This is a genomic window from Chloroflexota bacterium (assembly GCA_009840625.1).
GTDB lineage: Bacteria > Chloroflexota > UBA11872 > UBA11872 > VXNJ01 > VXNJ01.
Genome location: VXNJ01000007.1, coordinates 56920 through 71641, shown reverse-complemented (window position 1 = coordinate 71641; position 14722 = coordinate 56920). Strand labels below are relative to the sequence as shown.

The 14722-nt window shown below is 58.2% G+C and carries 14 protein-coding genes and 1 tRNA gene; 9 read left to right on the top strand and 6 right to left on the bottom strand.

Going from position 1 to position 14722, the window contains the following annotated elements; all coding sequences use genetic code 11:
- Positions 1-113: 113 nt before the first annotated feature.
- The 5 genes from ispE to F4X41_05280 all read right to left on the bottom strand — a co-directional run bounded on the left by ispE (position 114) and on the right by F4X41_05280 (position 3773).
- Positions 114-1103 carry a 4-(cytidine 5'-diphospho)-2-C-methyl-D-erythritol kinase gene (gene ispE, locus F4X41_05300; GenBank protein ID MYB16434.1) on the bottom strand — a complete coding sequence of 330 codons (990 nt, stop codon included), beginning with the start codon at positions 1101-1103 and terminating at the stop codon, positions 114-116.
- The gene (gene ybeY / locus F4X41_05295) at positions 974-1465 is read right to left on the bottom strand and encodes an rRNA maturation RNase YbeY (protein ID MYB16433.1); all 492 of its coding nucleotides are present in this window, start codon (positions 1463-1465) and stop codon (positions 974-976) included. The genes ispE and ybeY overlap by 130 nt, the downstream gene beginning before the upstream one ends.
- Positions 1423-1497, bottom strand: a tRNA-Gln gene (locus tag F4X41_05290). The genes ybeY and F4X41_05290 overlap by 43 nt, the downstream gene beginning before the upstream one ends.
- Before the next feature lie 150 nt (positions 1498-1647).
- Positions 1648-3360 (bottom strand): hypothetical protein, encoded by a 1713-nt coding sequence (locus F4X41_05285; protein MYB16432.1) that lies wholly within the window; start codon positions 3358-3360, stop codon positions 1648-1650.
- Positions 3361-3551: 191 nt separating this feature from the next.
- Positions 3552-3773, bottom strand: a complete 222-nt coding sequence (locus F4X41_05280; protein ID MYB16431.1) for a 30S ribosomal protein S21 — start codon at positions 3771-3773, stop codon at positions 3552-3554.
- Positions 3774-4135: 362 nt separating this feature from the next.
- On the opposite strand from F4X41_05280, the gene F4X41_05275 reads away from it, so the two are divergent.
- The 9 genes from F4X41_05275 (at position 4136) to serS (ending at position 13638) form a co-directional block, all read left to right on the top strand.
- On the top strand, positions 4136-4960 hold the full coding sequence (locus F4X41_05275) for an undecaprenyl/decaprenyl-phosphate alpha-N-acetylglucosaminyl 1-phosphate transferase (GenBank protein MYB16430.1): 825 nt from the start codon (positions 4136-4138) through the stop codon (positions 4958-4960).
- Between the two features lie 264 nt (positions 4961-5224).
- Positions 5225-5506, top strand: a complete 282-nt coding sequence (gene rpmE / locus F4X41_05270; GenBank protein ID MYB16429.1) for a 50S ribosomal protein L31 — start codon at positions 5225-5227, stop codon at positions 5504-5506.
- A 103-nt stretch (positions 5507-5609) separates the two neighbouring features.
- Positions 5610-6566: a DUF1385 domain-containing protein gene (locus F4X41_05265; GenBank protein ID MYB16428.1), complete on the top strand. Its 957-nt coding sequence runs from the start codon at positions 5610-5612 to the stop codon at positions 6564-6566.
- A gap of 11 nt (positions 6567-6577) precedes the next feature.
- Positions 6578-7639: a peptide chain release factor 1 gene (gene prfA / locus F4X41_05260; GenBank protein MYB16427.1), complete on the top strand. Its 1062-nt coding sequence runs from the start codon at positions 6578-6580 to the stop codon at positions 7637-7639.
- Positions 7612-8505, top strand: coding sequence for a peptide chain release factor N(5)-glutamine methyltransferase (prmC, locus tag F4X41_05255; protein MYB16426.1), 894 nt, complete (start codon positions 7612-7614; stop codon positions 8503-8505). Before prfA ends, prmC begins: the two co-directional genes overlap by 28 nt.
- A 175-nt stretch (positions 8506-8680) precedes the next feature.
- Entirely contained in the window at positions 8681-10168 is a 1488-nt protein-coding gene (gene guaB / locus F4X41_05250; GenBank protein ID MYB16425.1) for an IMP dehydrogenase, read from the top strand.
- A gap of 238 nt (positions 10169-10406) precedes the next feature.
- On the top strand, positions 10407-10868 hold the full coding sequence (locus tag F4X41_05245; protein MYB16424.1) for a transcription elongation factor GreA: 462 nt from the start codon (positions 10407-10409) through the stop codon (positions 10866-10868).
- 34 nt (positions 10869-10902) lie between these two features.
- Positions 10903-12357: a lysine--tRNA ligase gene (lysS, locus tag F4X41_05240; GenBank protein ID MYB16423.1), complete on the top strand. Its 1455-nt coding sequence runs from the start codon at positions 10903-10905 to the stop codon at positions 12355-12357.
- Positions 12358-12360: 3 nt separating this feature from the next.
- Positions 12361-13638 (top strand): serine--tRNA ligase, encoded by a 1278-nt coding sequence (serS, locus tag F4X41_05235; protein ID MYB16422.1) that lies wholly within the window; start codon positions 12361-12363, stop codon positions 13636-13638.
- Here serS and F4X41_05230 read toward each other — a convergent pair.
- Positions 13635-14720: a hypothetical protein gene (locus F4X41_05230; protein ID MYB16421.1), complete on the bottom strand. Its 1086-nt coding sequence runs from the start codon at positions 14718-14720 to the stop codon at positions 13635-13637. The two genes, serS and F4X41_05230, sit on opposite strands and share 4 nt — an antisense overlap.
- Positions 14721-14722: the final 2 nt, after the last annotated feature.

The following is a 14722-nucleotide window of genomic DNA, read 5'->3' as shown; positions in this document are numbered from 1 at the left end:
GCTCACGTGCGGTGCTGGCCAGGATTGACGTTGATAGGGGATTTAAACCTTGAATCTGGATCGAAGCTTGAGACTCGAATCCAATCAGAGTTCACATTATCCGGGCGGGGATTTCAGATTCGCAGGTCGGCAATCGTCCAGCGGTCCATTGGCCGGCCTGCCCAGGTCCAATAACCCGCCATTGCCAAGTCTTTCTCAGCCGCGAGAGCTGCTTCCTCGATTTCGAAGATGCCGAAGCACGTGGCACCGCTCCCTGATAGCAGCGTCCAGGGCGTATGTGTCCTTAACGCGGCGAGTGTTTCCCGGATCTGCGGGCAAAGACGCTCGGCCGCTCCCTGCAGGCCGTTGTGCATCAGGTTCCAGCGCGGTTGCCCGGCCGCCAAGGAGGCGGCCAGCACGCTCGTTCGCGCGCCGGAGGTGAATTCTGAGCTGTCGAGTTCCCTGAACACATCCGGAGTGGAGAGCTCGACTCCGGGATTTGCCAATACGATCCAGACTTTCGGGATGGGCAGGACGCGCTTGCGGATTTCCCCTCGCCCTGCGACCAGCGCGCAGCCGCCTGACAGGAAAAAGGGCACGTCGGATCCGACGTGACTCGCGACGTCTGCCAGCTCCGAATCGGAAAGCGCCCGCCCGCTCAGATGGTTTGCGGCCGAGAGGACCACAGCCGCATTGCCGCTCCCTCCGCCCAATCCCGCCGCGATAGGAATCGTTTTTTTGACGCTTGCATTTGGTTTGGTTTTGACACTGACAGAATTGCAGTAAGCATTTAGGGCTTGTTCGGTCAGACCGGAGCGGGAAAACCCCTCACGTTGTTCAGCAATATCCGCGCCATCGTCGTAGCGCACTCTCACTTCATCACACAGATCAATCGCCAGCATGATCGAACTGAGGTCATGAAACGAGTCCGTGCGTTTCTTTAGGACCTCTAGGCCAAGGTTGATTTTGGCTGGAGACTTTAACTGCAAGCTGTCTATGGGTCCAACGCGCTCTTCTCTAGGCCCATCGTGGCGAGAATCTGGCGCTCGAGGCGTTCCATCTCCGTTGCGCCCGCGCGGTCCACGTGATCGAATCCGAGGGCGTGCAGACAGCCATGGATACACAGGTAAATGAGTTCACTGTTGAGGTCCCAGCCACGTACCTTTGCGTCTTCCTCCGCCACCTGCGGGCAAATTGCAATGTCTGCACCGGATTTGTGCACAAATGTGAGTACGTTGGTGGGGCCTTCGCCGTCCTTGAACCGGTGCAGATGGGCCATCTCCTTAGCCGGTACGAATCGGATTGATGCCCTCAACCTCTCGCCATTCGAAATTGCCGTCGTTTCGATTGCCTTTGCAATCCTGTTCGTCTCAAGGTCAGGCGGGGAGCCGTTGAAAGTCAATTGAATCCGGGGCACGCGTTGGTTTTCGAAAGGTAGTTGACTGGCTGGGGCGGTTGGATTCGAACCAACGAATGGCGGCTCCAAAGGCCGCTGCCTTACCGCTTGGCGACGCCCCAATAGAAGCGATTATCCGCGCTGTTCAGTCACCGCGCTGCGGCGGCCAAAATCCGCGATGCGTTTGGATGTGGTCGGATATATGAAAAGCGCCCCCTCGTGTGTAGAGGGGGCGCTTTAATCCGTTTGCTGGTTAAGCGAGCACGCAGCGCTTAATCGTCATCAATCACTGTTACCAGTGCTATGTCAACAAGACTGCCTGTGTCTGCGGGAGTTGCGGCATTGAAGAGGAACAGCACCATGGATTCATCATTGGCGTTGTCGTCGTCAAGGGCATCCTTCGTCGCAGGTACCGCGTACCGCGCCACTTTCGGGCTGTTCGCGTCCCCACGGCGGGCTGTGTCTATGTCCGGCGTGGATGCGGCGGATCCAAGAACTGCCGATTTGCCCAGCACGTAATACGTCTGCAACGCAGGGGTCAAGACAAAGAACTGGCTACCTTCCATTACTGAGTAGGTGGTGGCGTCCAGTCCGCTTGTCACACCCTTTTTCTCATCGTTCAGATCGTCGTCAAGGATGATGATCTGATTAACTTCCTGGTCATCGAAGATGTGCTGTGGAATGGTGCGGGGAGTGTATTTTCCAACCTCCACGACATCTTCATCAGTGGTGTTGTTCTTGGCGAAGGTGATCTCGACGCCGCCCGTGGCATCTTTACCCACGCCAGCGAAGATCCCGGACGGCAATGCGCCAGCCCCTGTGATGGACAGCGTCGCTGCTTTCGCAAGGCCTTCAAAGTCTCCGGCGATCAAGTCCGCAATTGGCTCATCGGTGTCGTCGGAGTTGAGCACGTTGAGGCCTGGTATTTCGCCCAAGTCTCGCAGGGTCAGATCATCACACTTGGTGTGGCTACCGTACAAGTTTGCGGGACTAGGTGACTCGGTAAGGGCGAGGATGGCCGCTTCCACGTGTTCGCTGCGGTCGCACACGGACAACGACGGTGCATCGGCGTCGAGCACGGTGATTTCGGCTTCATCATTGGCCAACTCGAATGCATTGGCCTCGGCGGTGTCGGCGCCGGGAACTGGATCGGTGATCGTGATCTTGAAGTCCCAATCTTCACGGTTGTCGTTGTCTTTGTTCGCTTGGAGCGGCAGGTAGAAGATCCTGTTGTCGCTGACCGCGTTGACTTGAGCAGTCCGAGCTGCCACGTCAGTAGCTTCCTGATCACCGAAGTCGATCAATTGGAGGTGCGATCCCGTCAGGAATGCATTGGTTCCAAATGCCGCGACCGCGTCCCGACCGGTAATGGTGAACGCCGGTTGCAGAGTTCCGGTAGGGGTGGATCCAGAGGCGACGGTAGCACCTGGAAACGCCACTGCGACGTAACTCGGCGATCCTTCAGTCACCGTGTACTCGGATGCTTGGAACCCATTTACGTTGGAATCCGCGCTCAAGATCACTGCAACAGTCGCCGGAATATTGGCGAAATTGACATCTTCGATAGTCAGTGGGTTGCCGGTCAAGTCAATGTATTTGACCGCAGTCGGGAAACCTGAAGTGTTTTCGTGAATCTCTTTTAGTACATCCGAGTCATCTTTAGAGATGGCAAATTCCGTCAGTTCTCTGCCATCAAACTGCCACACCGCCGGATCGAAGTCATCGTCATCCAAGGCAGTGTCTGCTACCGGATTCAGAGTGTCACACTCTTGAGACTTCTTGCCGTAACGGTCGAGCAGAACGTCCAAGAGCACCGGGTCCAAACCACAAGTCTTTGTGGAAATTGCGGCTGACGCCGGCCTTGATGGCGCCAAAACTATGGCAGCGATCAATGCCGACAATGCGATCGCCACCAGTAGAGGTAGGGCGCCCGCCAAAGTTATCCGATTGGAAAGAGTCAAAATGACCTCCATCTTTTGCGGCACGCCAACCCGGGCGGGCCATTCGGTGCAAATTACAAGAGCAACAGGTCGCAAGCGCCACCATGACGCTTTTTTGCAATACCCGGTGTCGTATATGTTAACCCTGCTAGTGTAGTGGACGTTATGAGACCCGGAAATCGGGCCTCGGCGACTCAACTAGAGTTGATCCGAGAAATCGGAAAACCATGTCGCGACTAGAACGCGTACTCCGAATTCGCTACACGTGCGGCCTTGATTGCGGCGCGTCTTGCCTTGCGCGCGCGCGCAGCTTGTTTCTTTTTGCGCCGGACGCTCGGTTTCTCGAAGTATTTGCGGCGGCGAGATTCGGTCAAGATTCCGTGTTGCTGGACTCGCTTATTGAAGCGGCGCAACCCGGCCTCAAATGATTCTTTGCTTTCGAGGGTTACGTGGGACATTAATTTCCTTCTGGTTTGTTTCAGGGCAGTTTTGAGCCGCGTTGTATTGCGTTTCGAGAATTGCAGCGACAATCTCGACTTACGCCACTTCCTAGATTGTCAATCGAACCTATGAGTTGGCAATTGTATTGGAATGAGTTTCGTGGTTTGATCACCAGGTGATTGAAGAGTTGTTCGCAACCGCGCCGTTCTTCATCCCGGCGTCGATAGCGTTGCTAGTCGCCGGGATCGTGTCGTCGGGGTTTTCGTATGGAGCCATCAAATTGGCTTGGCGGCTCAATCTGTTGCACCACCCGGGCCCGGGCAGATTTCACACCGCTCCGGTAGTGCGATTCGGTGGAATTGCGATTCTGCCGGCGGCGTTGATCGCATTGTTTTTGACCAGTATGGAACCCCAATCCCTGCTGGGAATTGCAATTTGCGCGATTGCGATCGTATCGATCGGGTCAATTGACGACCTATTTGATATCCATGCCATGGCCAAGCTGGCCGGTCAACTGGTGGTCGCCATTGCGGCAGTTTTGTTTGGTGTCCAAATAACCGTGATTAGCAACCCATTCGGAGGAGTGATTGAGCTCAATTCGTTGTTGGGGGCGATCATCACGATCGCCTGGTTGATCGGCATGATGAACGCAATAAACCTATTGGATGGCTTGGATGGCCTGGCCCCCGGGGTGGTGCTGGTTGCGGCGCTGATAATGGCGGTTCTGTCAGCCGAACTGGGCAATATGCCGCTCGTTTTATTCGGTTTGGCCCTGGCGGGGTCCGTGGCTGGATTCCTCCCGTTTAATGCCTACAAAGCCAGCCTGATATTGGGTGATTCCGGTTCGAATCTTCTCGGGTTCCTAATCGGAACTCTCGCCATTCTTGGTCAGGCCAAAATCGGCACCGCCCTCTTGGTGCTTGGGATCCCGATCCTTGATGTGGCATGGACGATAGTTCGTCGCCACCGAAGCGGGCAGGGAATCACCAGCCGCGATACGCAGCATCTCCACCACCGTCTGGTAGACGCCGGATTGACTCGTCCCCAGGTGACGATGGTCTATGTGTTGCTTTGCGCCGCGTTCGGGGCATCGGCATTGCTATTGGAACGAGCGGAGAAATTATTCGCACTTGCCGCGCTCGCTGTACTAACGGCCGGCCTCTTGCTGGTCAGTTCAAGGAACTCGTCCAAGAAACAACGATGATCGGACCCGAGGACCCGTCATTCTGAACATCCGAGGCGTAGCACTGCGACAGAGTGCAAAGGTGCGGTTGCGTCTATTTGCGCAATCCACGGATTCTGGTTCGGAAAAAGCGGTGGGGGCTTCACGGATTCGATTGTCTTTAATTGAATGCCAATTGAATCTGATCCCGCAGCCTTCCAATTGGCGGTACGATCGCAGATTGCGAACGCTTGAAATAGAATCGCGCTCCCTGCAACACCCAATCCCAGCTTCGACCACTTTCCCATGAAAACCGGCCTACATCCGCAACTTTTCGACACGCACGTGACATGCACATGTGGCAACTCTTTTACGACCAGGGCTACAGTTGAGCGATTGCAGTTGGACATTTGCTCCAATTGCCACCCGTTTTTCACGGGAACCCAAAAGCTGGTCGACACTCAAGGCCAAGTCGAGCGATTCCAGCAGAGGCTGAAGAAAGCGGGCCGTCGAGTCCCGGTTCAGGACCAACCCGCTCCCGCAGAAGCTGTACAGACCTCAGAAGAGCCGACTGAAACGGCAGAGTGATTCCGAGCGCGTTGTAATCGTCTGGCCCTGGGACTTGCCAACGCGATCGACTGGCAATTGGATCGCGGAAACTCGATTTTCGATTCTGACAAGGTAGTTGCCTGTGCCTTTGTACGGCGGTCAAGCTGTCATCGAAGGCGTGATGATGCGTACGCGGAGCAACGTGGCAACGGCAGTTCGGACGCCGACCGGATCGGTCAGGGTAAAGGAAATGCCGATTCGGGAAAGAGGGACTGTCCGCGCTTTCCGCCGAATCCCAGTCGCTCGCGGCATCGTGGTTCTCTGGGACGTGTTCGCTCTCGGGGCTAGGGCGTTGGCATATTCAGCCCATGTGGCATCAACGGACCCAGAAGCCGACGAAGCCGAGAGTGATGGTCACGATTTCTGGACCAGCGCGATGATGGTTTTAGGGTTGTTGCTCGGTATTGCCCTGTTTTTCATGGCCCCCCTTGGAATCACCGTGCTGATTGATCGGTGGGTCGAATCGAGCACCTTGAGCAATCTGATTGAAGGGGTTATTCGGATCGCGATCGTGATTGGCTACCTTGCCGCGATAAGCTTCCTTCCCGACATCTACCGCACTCTCCAATACCACGGCGCCGAACACAAGACGGTGAACGCGGTGGAGTCACGTGTCCAACTAACTCCGGCTAACGTGATTGCCCAAAGCCGTTTTCATCCGCGCTGTGGCACGAGCTTTATCCTCACGGTCGTGTTGATCTCAATAGTTGGATTCGCCCTCCTGGGCAGACCTGATCCAATGTTGCGGGTAGGTTCAAGAATCGCGATGATCCCAATAGCTGCAGGAATCGCATTCGAGGTCATTACCTTCCTCGCCGCTCGCCGCGATAGGAATTGGGCGGCGGCCCTGGCCGCGCCCGGAATCTGGCTGCAGAGGTTAACTACCAGGCAACCGGATCTTGACCAGTGTGAAGTCGCGATTGCGGCGATCGCCCCAATTCTGGAACAATCCGACCGGAACCTGCTTGCGCCGTCATCTACCGAATCGGACGAATCGGTTTCGAATCCGGTATCAAAGCCAAATCCGGCGGGCCCGTGAAATCTGAACGGTTGAGGCAGATCCGAGATCGCCACGCCGAAGTGGAAATTGAGCTTGCGGATCCCGGATTGGCGAGCGATCCTGGCCGATTGGCTGGATTGGGCCGCGAATACGCCAATCTCACTCGGAAGGTGGAGTTGATTGATCAAATTGCTGCCGCCGAGTCGGATCTGAAATCAAACCGGGAGTTGGCAGGTGACGACGACCCCGAAATTCGGGAGTTGGCCCGGGCCGAATGCGTCGCGGTGGAATCCAGACTGGACAAGTTGAACCGCCAGTTGAATTTGGCCCTTGCGCCGAGCGACCCAATGGACTCCCGTGACGCAATCATCGAAATCCGGGCCGGCACTGGCGGCGAGGAAGCAGCCCTCTTCGCCGGCGACTTGCTCCGAATGTACCAGCGTTATTGCGAGCGTCGCCGACTCAAATTTGAGTTGTTGGAATTGAACCTATCGCAAACAGGAGGGGTTAAGGAGGCGATCGCCGCCGTGCGCGGCGAGAACCCGTTTCGCCAGCTCAAATTTGAACGAGGCGTTCATCGGGTTCAGCGCGTTCCGGTGACGGAATCCTCCGGGCGGATACACACGTCCGCGGCTTCGGTCGCGGTGCTACCCGAAGCTGGCGAGGTCGAGGTTTCTATCGACCAAGAGGATCTTCGGATTGACGTTTTCCGATCCTCGGGGCATGGAGGGCAGTCTGTTAATACCACCGATTCCGCAGTGCGGATCACTCATCGACCTACTGGAATCACGGTCTCGATGCAGGACGAAAAATCCCAGCACAAGAACCGCGCAAAAGGGATGCGGATTTTGCGGTCGCGATTGCTCGAACGTGAACGGGAGCGCCAGATGGCCGAGCGTGGTGCAGACCGGCGCGATCAGATTGGTTCCGGAGACCGCAGCGCCAAGATGCGGACCTACAACTTTCCGCAGGATCGGCTGACCGATCATCGAATCGGCCTCACCGTTCACGGCTTGGAGTCAATCTTCGATGGACGCCTCGAAGACTTGGTAGCGAGGCTCGAGGACGCGGACCTAGCCGAACGATTGGCCGACCAGGGATCTGCGAGTTGACGGTTGCCGATTGTCTTGCTTGGGGACGCAGCGTGCTGGAACGAAATGGAATTGCCGAACACCGCAAAGAAGTCGAGTTCCTATTGGCAGACTCGGTCGGCAGGAGTCCCAAGTGGATAGTCCTGAATCGCCACCATCAGCTTCCGAAGTGCACTCTGGAGGAATTCAGGCAACTAGTGATCCTTCGCGCCTCCGGCACGCCTATTCAGTATTTGATCGGTATGACCGAATTCTTCGGATTGGAGATAAAGGTCGGCAGAGGGGTCTACATCCCAAAGCAAGAGACTGAACTCTTAGTAGAAGAAGCATTGAAATACCTTGGAACTCCCCAGCATTCAGACCTGACGTGGGGAATGAGTCCGAATAGGGCGAACGTTCACGAGGTTGGAACCGGATCGGGCGCAATTGCAATCTCGATCGCCAGACATGCGCCGATCGTTGACATCATGGCAAGTGACATCTCTGCTTTCGCGCTATCCCTGGCTCGGGAGAATTCCCATCGCAACGGCGTCGCTGGGCAAGTTAGCTTTTGCCTAGGCGATCTTCAAGATCCGCTTCCAGGCGTCCCCGATCTCGTAGTGGCCAACCTCCCTTATATAAGAGGAAGCGAGGACGCAAATCTGCCCAGGGTCGTCCGCGCCCAACCGCGTTCGTCACTTTTTTCCAACAGCTCCGGATTAGGGCATATACGACGGCTCTTGAAAGATTTGAAACTCAGGCCGGCCGGCCGGGCCTTGCTGGAAATCGGGTTTGACCAGGCCCAACGTGTGGAATCCCTCTGTGCCGGCAATCCGCGCCTGCGATACGTCCGCACCGTAAAAGATCTGGCGGGGCTTGACCGCATCGCAGTGATCTCCGCGAGCTGAACCCGCACGCGTATACACTGATTAGCAACTGCAGGGTCCAAGCTCAGACGGTGCGGATGGCGATCGACCCAGATACCAACATCCAATTCGCCAAAGCCGCGATGCAGCGGCGAATTCGCCGTGAACTCGGGTCGACAATCTTTGAACTAATTTCGCAGAGCGGGATCGATTGCTGATGGCTTCCGGTCGTTCGATTGAACCAGGTTTCACCTTCGACGACGTCTTGCTGGTGCCGGCTCGCTCGGATGTGATGCCTGCCGAAACCGACGTCGGCACCGTACTGGCCGAAGGGCTGGAACTAAATGTCCCGTTAATCTCTTCGCCAATGGATACGGTCACCGAAGCGGAAATGGCAATCGCCATGGCGCGCGAAGGCGGTTTAGGGGTAATCCACCGCAACCTCTCCATCGAGGAGCAGGTGGCCGAGGTTGACCGCGTCAAACGCTCTCAGTCGGGAATGATCTCCGACCCGGTAACGCTCGGCGAGGAGGCGCTGCTCGAAGACGCCCTCCAATTGATGCAAAGGTACCGAATCTCCGGGGTTCCAATAACCGGCGCGGACGGCAAGCTGCGCGGCATTCTGACGAATCGCGACATCAGGTTTTGCAACGACCGCACCACCCCGGTCTGCGACCTGATGACATCCGAAAACCTAGTAACCGTTCCAGTGGGAACCCAGTTGGAAGACGCCGAGGCGATCCTTCACCAGCACCGTGTCGAAAAACTGCTCGTGGTCGACGGGCAGAACAACTTGCGCGGACTTATTACGGTCAAAGACCTCTCCAAGCGTCGCCAGTACCCGAGCGCCGTTTTCGACGACCACGGGCGTTTGGTGGTCGCAGCCGCCGTGGGCGTGGGTGAGCAGGCCAGAGACAGGGCGATAGCCCTGGCGGAACGCGGAGTAGACGTAATAGTCTGCGATACGGCTCACGGGCACAGCCGCCGCGTACTGGAAATGACCGAATGGCTCAAATCTAATGTCGAAACGACAATTATCGCCGGGAACGTAGCCACATCAGGAGGGGCCGCCGATCTGGTGGCGGCCGGCGCGGACTGCATCCGTGTCGGGGTCGGCCCGTCCGCGATCTGCACGACGCGGGTAGTGGCCGGAGTGGGTGTGCCGCAGGTTACGGCGATAAGCGATGCCGCCCAGGTCTGCTCGGAGCATGGAGTCGGACTGATTGCCGACGGCGGCATCCGTTACTCAGGAGACCTGGCCAAGGCGATTGCCGCCGGTGCTGATGCGGTGATGATCGGCGGATTGTTTGCCGGCACCGATGAAAGTCCTGGCGAGATCGTTCTCACCCACGGCGAGCGTTACAAGGATTACCGGGGCATGGGCTCGATCGGCGCCATGCGCGCCCGCGGATTCAGCAAAGACCGGTACGCCCAGGACGACGGACGCAGCGATCAGAAACTAGTTGCTGAAGGAATCGAAGCCCAGATCCCTTACCGCGGAGCGCTGGCGATTACGGTAGCCCAACTGACCGGCGGATTGCGACAGGCAATGGGTTACTGTGGCGCCGCCTCGGTCTCCGAATTAAAGACCACCGCCAAATTCCTGACCATGTCATCGGCCGGCCTCGAAGAGAGCCATCCACACGATGTGCTCATTACCAAGGAAGCGCCCAACTACCAGGTCCGTCGTCCATCAATCCCTTAGCCGCGGGCCGATATTGCCGGTCAGTTGAATTGGCCGATCTATTGGACTAGTTGCTGGGAACCTTCTCTGTCAAAGCCTCGGGCCACGCACGCCAAGGGGTTCGCAATGTGATTACTAACCCGGCCAACCATGTAACGTCGGCACATATCCGGGGATTTTCTAAAATCTCTTTCTGATTGGCCGGCCGAGCGATGCCTAGCCGCCGCTCGCCCGCATCACCCCCTTCCAGGAATTCCCAATGCCGCCGTCGGTCATCCTCACGCCCACCGGAAAACAATCTCTCGAGGCTGAACTCGAAGAGCTGGTCACGGTTCGCCGCCCCTTGATTTCGAAGAGGATCGAGGAACACCAGCAATCAGGCGAGCACGAGGGCGGCGGCGAGCACGACATAGCCAAGGACGAATTGGCTTCGTGCGAAGGCCGAATCGAGGAAATCCGAGAAATCCTCAACTCGGCCACGATCATCGACAGCCACGACGCGACCCAGGTTTCTATTGGGGGATCGGTGCAGGTCCGCGACGATCGCGGACGTGAGCGCACCTTCACGATTGTTGGTTCGGCGGAAATCGACCCCCCAAACGGCAGGATTTCCAACGACTCTCCGGCTGCCCGCGCGCTGCTTGGCGCCAAGGCCGGCGAGAGCGTGAGTTTCAAGGCGCCGGGGCGCAAAGTCGAATACGAAGTGATAAGGGTCTGGTAAGCCGCGCCAGAGCGGTGGTTACCACCAGTCCGGCATGAACGGCACCGAAGACCGCCTGATCGCCCAGCGCCGGGCCAAGCTCGCCGACGTCGGCGACCCCTACCCAGACGGTTTCAAGCCGACGCACCAATTGGCGGAAGCGGTCGCCGAGTGGGACGAACAAGGCGAACTCGGGCACTGCCGAGTCGCGGGACGATTAACGCGAATTTCCTCGTTCGGCGGCGGCGCGTTCGCCGATATCGACTCCGAAGGAACGCGCCTGCAATTGCTGCTTTCGCGCAAAGTGCTCGGCCCCGATGCCTACGCCGCGACCCTTGGCTGGGCCGATGTTGGCGACGTCGTTGGAGTCGATGGGGAAATGTTCCTCACCCGTACCGGACAGGCGACCCTGCGAGTGGCGAGCATTCAGTTACTCGCCAAAGCGCTGCGCCCGTTGCCGGAGAAATACCACGGATTGCGCGACGTTGAAACGCGCTACCGGCGTCGGCACCTGGACCTGATTGCCAACGAGGATTCGCGTCGGATCTTCAAAACCAGGACAAGGGTCATTTCCCAAGTGCGCGCGTTTCTCGATGGCCGCGGCTTCCTGGAGGTTGAGACACCCACGCTGCAACCGGTTTACGGAGGTGCGGCAGCCCAGCCATTCACCACCCGCTACAACGCACTGGACCGCGAATACTATCTTCGAATTTCAGACGAGTTGTATCTGAAACGATTGATCGTCGGCGGATTCGAGCGCGTCTACGAGATCTGCAAGGACTTTCGCAACGAGGGGATCGACCGCACCCACGGGCCGGAATTTACGATGCTCGAGTGCTATCAGGCGTTTGCCGACTACAACGACGTGATGGAGTTGACCGAATTGATGGTCGCCGAAGCCGCACGTGCGGTCAATGGGTCGGCGGTCATCCACGGCGGCGAAAACTCCGATTCAATCGATCTTTCGCCTCCTTGGCCGCGCATCAAATTCCGGGAAGCCGTGCTCGATGCAACCGGACTGGATATCGAGGAATTTGATGATCCCCATTCACTCGCCGCGGCGGTTCGCACCAGCCGGGTCGATGCTGATCCCGAGCAGGGCATCGGCAAGGTCTACGACAAGATCCTCGACCAGGCAATCGTCCCCGAAATCACCAATCCCGTTTTCATCTACGACTACCCGCTCGAATTTGCACCGCTCGCCAAGCGAGCCCCTGGATCGGATCGGTACGTTGCCAAGGTCGAGGCATTTGTGCGCGGCATGGAAATTGCCAACGGCTACAGTGAGTTGACCGATCCGATCGAACAGCGACGCAGGTTCGAAGATCAGTACGGTGGAGATCCCGACGCCCATCCGGTGGACGAAGAGTTCATCACGGCGCTCGAGCAGGGCATGCCACCGACCGGGGGCCTCGGCGTGGGCATTGACCGGCTGGTGATGCTGGTCACCGGGGCGCGACATTTTCGCGAGGTTGTGCTTTTCCCGCAACTTCGCTCAGACCCGCAGTAGAACTTGTACTCGCTACGCTTCCTGCGCGAGAACGCCGAGTCAGTTAGGGCCGGGGTGATAGCAAAAGGCCACCCGGCAGCAAGCTTGGATCTGGTGCTTGAACTTGACAGCAGGCGCCGCAGCATCCTGGTCGAGCTTGAGCAGAAGCGTCACGAGGTCCGATCCACTTCGCGTTCGATCGGAACGGTCAAGGACAAATCCGAACGTGATGCGCTCATCGCCCGGACCCGGGCGGCATCCGAAGCCCTAAAGCCGCTTAAAGATTCGATCGCAACCGTGAGCGACGAATTAGACGCGGCCTTGCTGGAACTGCCGAATACGCCGCACGATACGACCCCGATTGGAAGCGACGCCTCCGGGAATGTCCCTGTCACCGACGGCGGCAACATTCCTGAACTTGAATTCGAACCCCGAAATCATGTCGATCTGGCCGAGGACCTGGGACTGATTGACTTTGCCCGGTCGGCCAAGCTTTCGGGTTCCGGGTTCTGGCTTCACTTTGGTGCATCAGCACGGCTACAACGCGCGCTCTCGAACTGGATGCTCGACCTTCAGACCCGGGAGCACGGTTACACCGAGGTCTATCCACCAGCGCTGGTGCGAGGCTCGGCACTGGTCGGAACCGGTCAATTGCCGAAATTCGCCGACGACCAGTACCGGATCGCATCCGAGGACCTCTGGCTCATACCTACCGCCGAGGTCCCGCTGACAAACATATATGCCGACGAGATCATTGCAGAAGAATCCCTCCCGCTGAAGTTCGCAGCACTGACCCCCTGTTTTCGGCGCGAGGCCGGTGCTGCCGGGACCGAAACGAGGGGCCTGTTGCGCGTTCACCAGTTCGACAAGGTAGAGCTCGTCCGGATCACTTCGCCGGAGACCGGTTACTCGGAACTCGAGGAAACCTTGGAGCACGCGCTGGCGCCGGTCAAGCTGCTCGGCCTTCCCTATCGGGTGATTGAGCTTTGTTCCGGCGATCTTTCGCTGGCCAGCGCGAAAACGTACGATATCGAGCTTTGGGCGCCCGGAACCGGGCGATGGCTTGAAGTCTCGTCGGTTTCCTGCTTCGGCGAGTTCCAGGCCCGGCGAATGAACCTGCGCTGCCGCGGTGGCGGAACGGGCCGGGTGCGCCACCCCTACACGATCAATGGTTCGGGATTGGCGCTGCCGCGCCTGACCGTGGCGATCATCGAGAACTTTCAGCGGGCCGACGGTTCAATTCGATTGCCCGAATTGCTGGCGGAACGACTGGGCCAGGCCGAGATTACCGCCGCGGGTTAAACCGGGCCACCGGTAACGTCCGGTCCGAATTCAAGCTCGAGGACTTTGAAAGACCCCATTTGCCGCGGGTCGAGCAACCGGCTGATCGCATCGCGCTCTGCCTCGTAGCGCGATCTGCCTGGCGCGGTACCTTCTGCGAGCGCGGGAAGGTAGGAACCGATACCAAGTTCTATAAGGTTCTGGGCCTGAGTAGTGATCCGGCGCGTTCTGAACCCGAATCGGCCGGCGCTCTCGGACACCGCGTCGAAATTCACGTGGGCGGTCAGGTCCTGAAGTCCAGGGTCGGCGAGCAGGTCTTCGGAGACCCGCATGCCCCGGTAGGCAAGCGCGGTCCCCGAAGACAGGCGCAACGAATGCACTTCTCGTGCGGATCCCCCGTAGTCGACAAAGATGGCTTTCGATCGCTGAAATTTGGTCGCCAGCTCGGCAAAAATGCCGTCCAAGTCGGTGCGCGCTTCGATCATTCCGCCGACGGGAATGGCTTCACCCCAGCGCCGGCAGTAATCCTCCAGCTCCAGATCGGCTGACGCATCAACGAAGACCAAAGATCCACTTTCGGCAACTCCCACCCGCTTTTCGAGCCATCCGGAGTCACCGCGCCTTGCCAGCTTGAACGGCCAGGCGTCCAGGTACTCGTTGGCGAAAACCACGCCGCAAGAACGCGATTCGAGCTGCTTGAAATTAGAAACGCAGCGCGCGCGGGGGCACGAAAGCTGGGCCGCGCGGCGGCGAGAGGGCCCGATTTCAACGCCGGTCCAGACAAGGCTTCCTCCCCAGGGCAATTCGCGGGCGATTCGGTAGACCGCAGCGGCCATTGATCCCGTCCCCGAGCCGAGCTCCAGAACGCTGAACGGTTCCGGGCAACCTAATTCATGCCAAGCTTTGTCCAAATGCCGGGCGAACATCGCCGCAAAGAGCGGGTGGGTGTCAACCGCGGTCCGGTAGTCGAGGTCAGGGTTCCCGGCACCCATGTAATAGCCGAATTCAGGATCGTAAAGGGCGGCGGCCATGAACCGTTCGAACCCGATCGGGCCTATTGATTCGATCTCTTCGGCCAGCTTGGCGGCCAGCGGATTGGCCAAGG

Coding starts and splice junctions, on each gene's coding strand:
- rpmE (MYB16429.1), top strand. CDS start 5,225: ATGAAAACCGGCCTACATCCGCAACTTTTCGACACGCACGTGACATGC.
- guaB (MYB16425.1), top strand. CDS start 8,681: ATGGCTTCCGGTCGTTCGATTGAACCAGGTTTCACCTTCGACGACGTC.
- F4X41_05280 (MYB16431.1), bottom strand. CDS start 3,773: ATGTCCCACGTAACCCTCGAAAGCAAAGAATCATTTGAGGCCGGGTTG.
- F4X41_05245 (MYB16424.1), top strand. CDS start 10,407: ATGCCGCCGTCGGTCATCCTCACGCCCACCGGAAAACAATCTCTCGAG.
- lysS (MYB16423.1), top strand. CDS start 10,903: ATGAACGGCACCGAAGACCGCCTGATCGCCCAGCGCCGGGCCAAGCTC.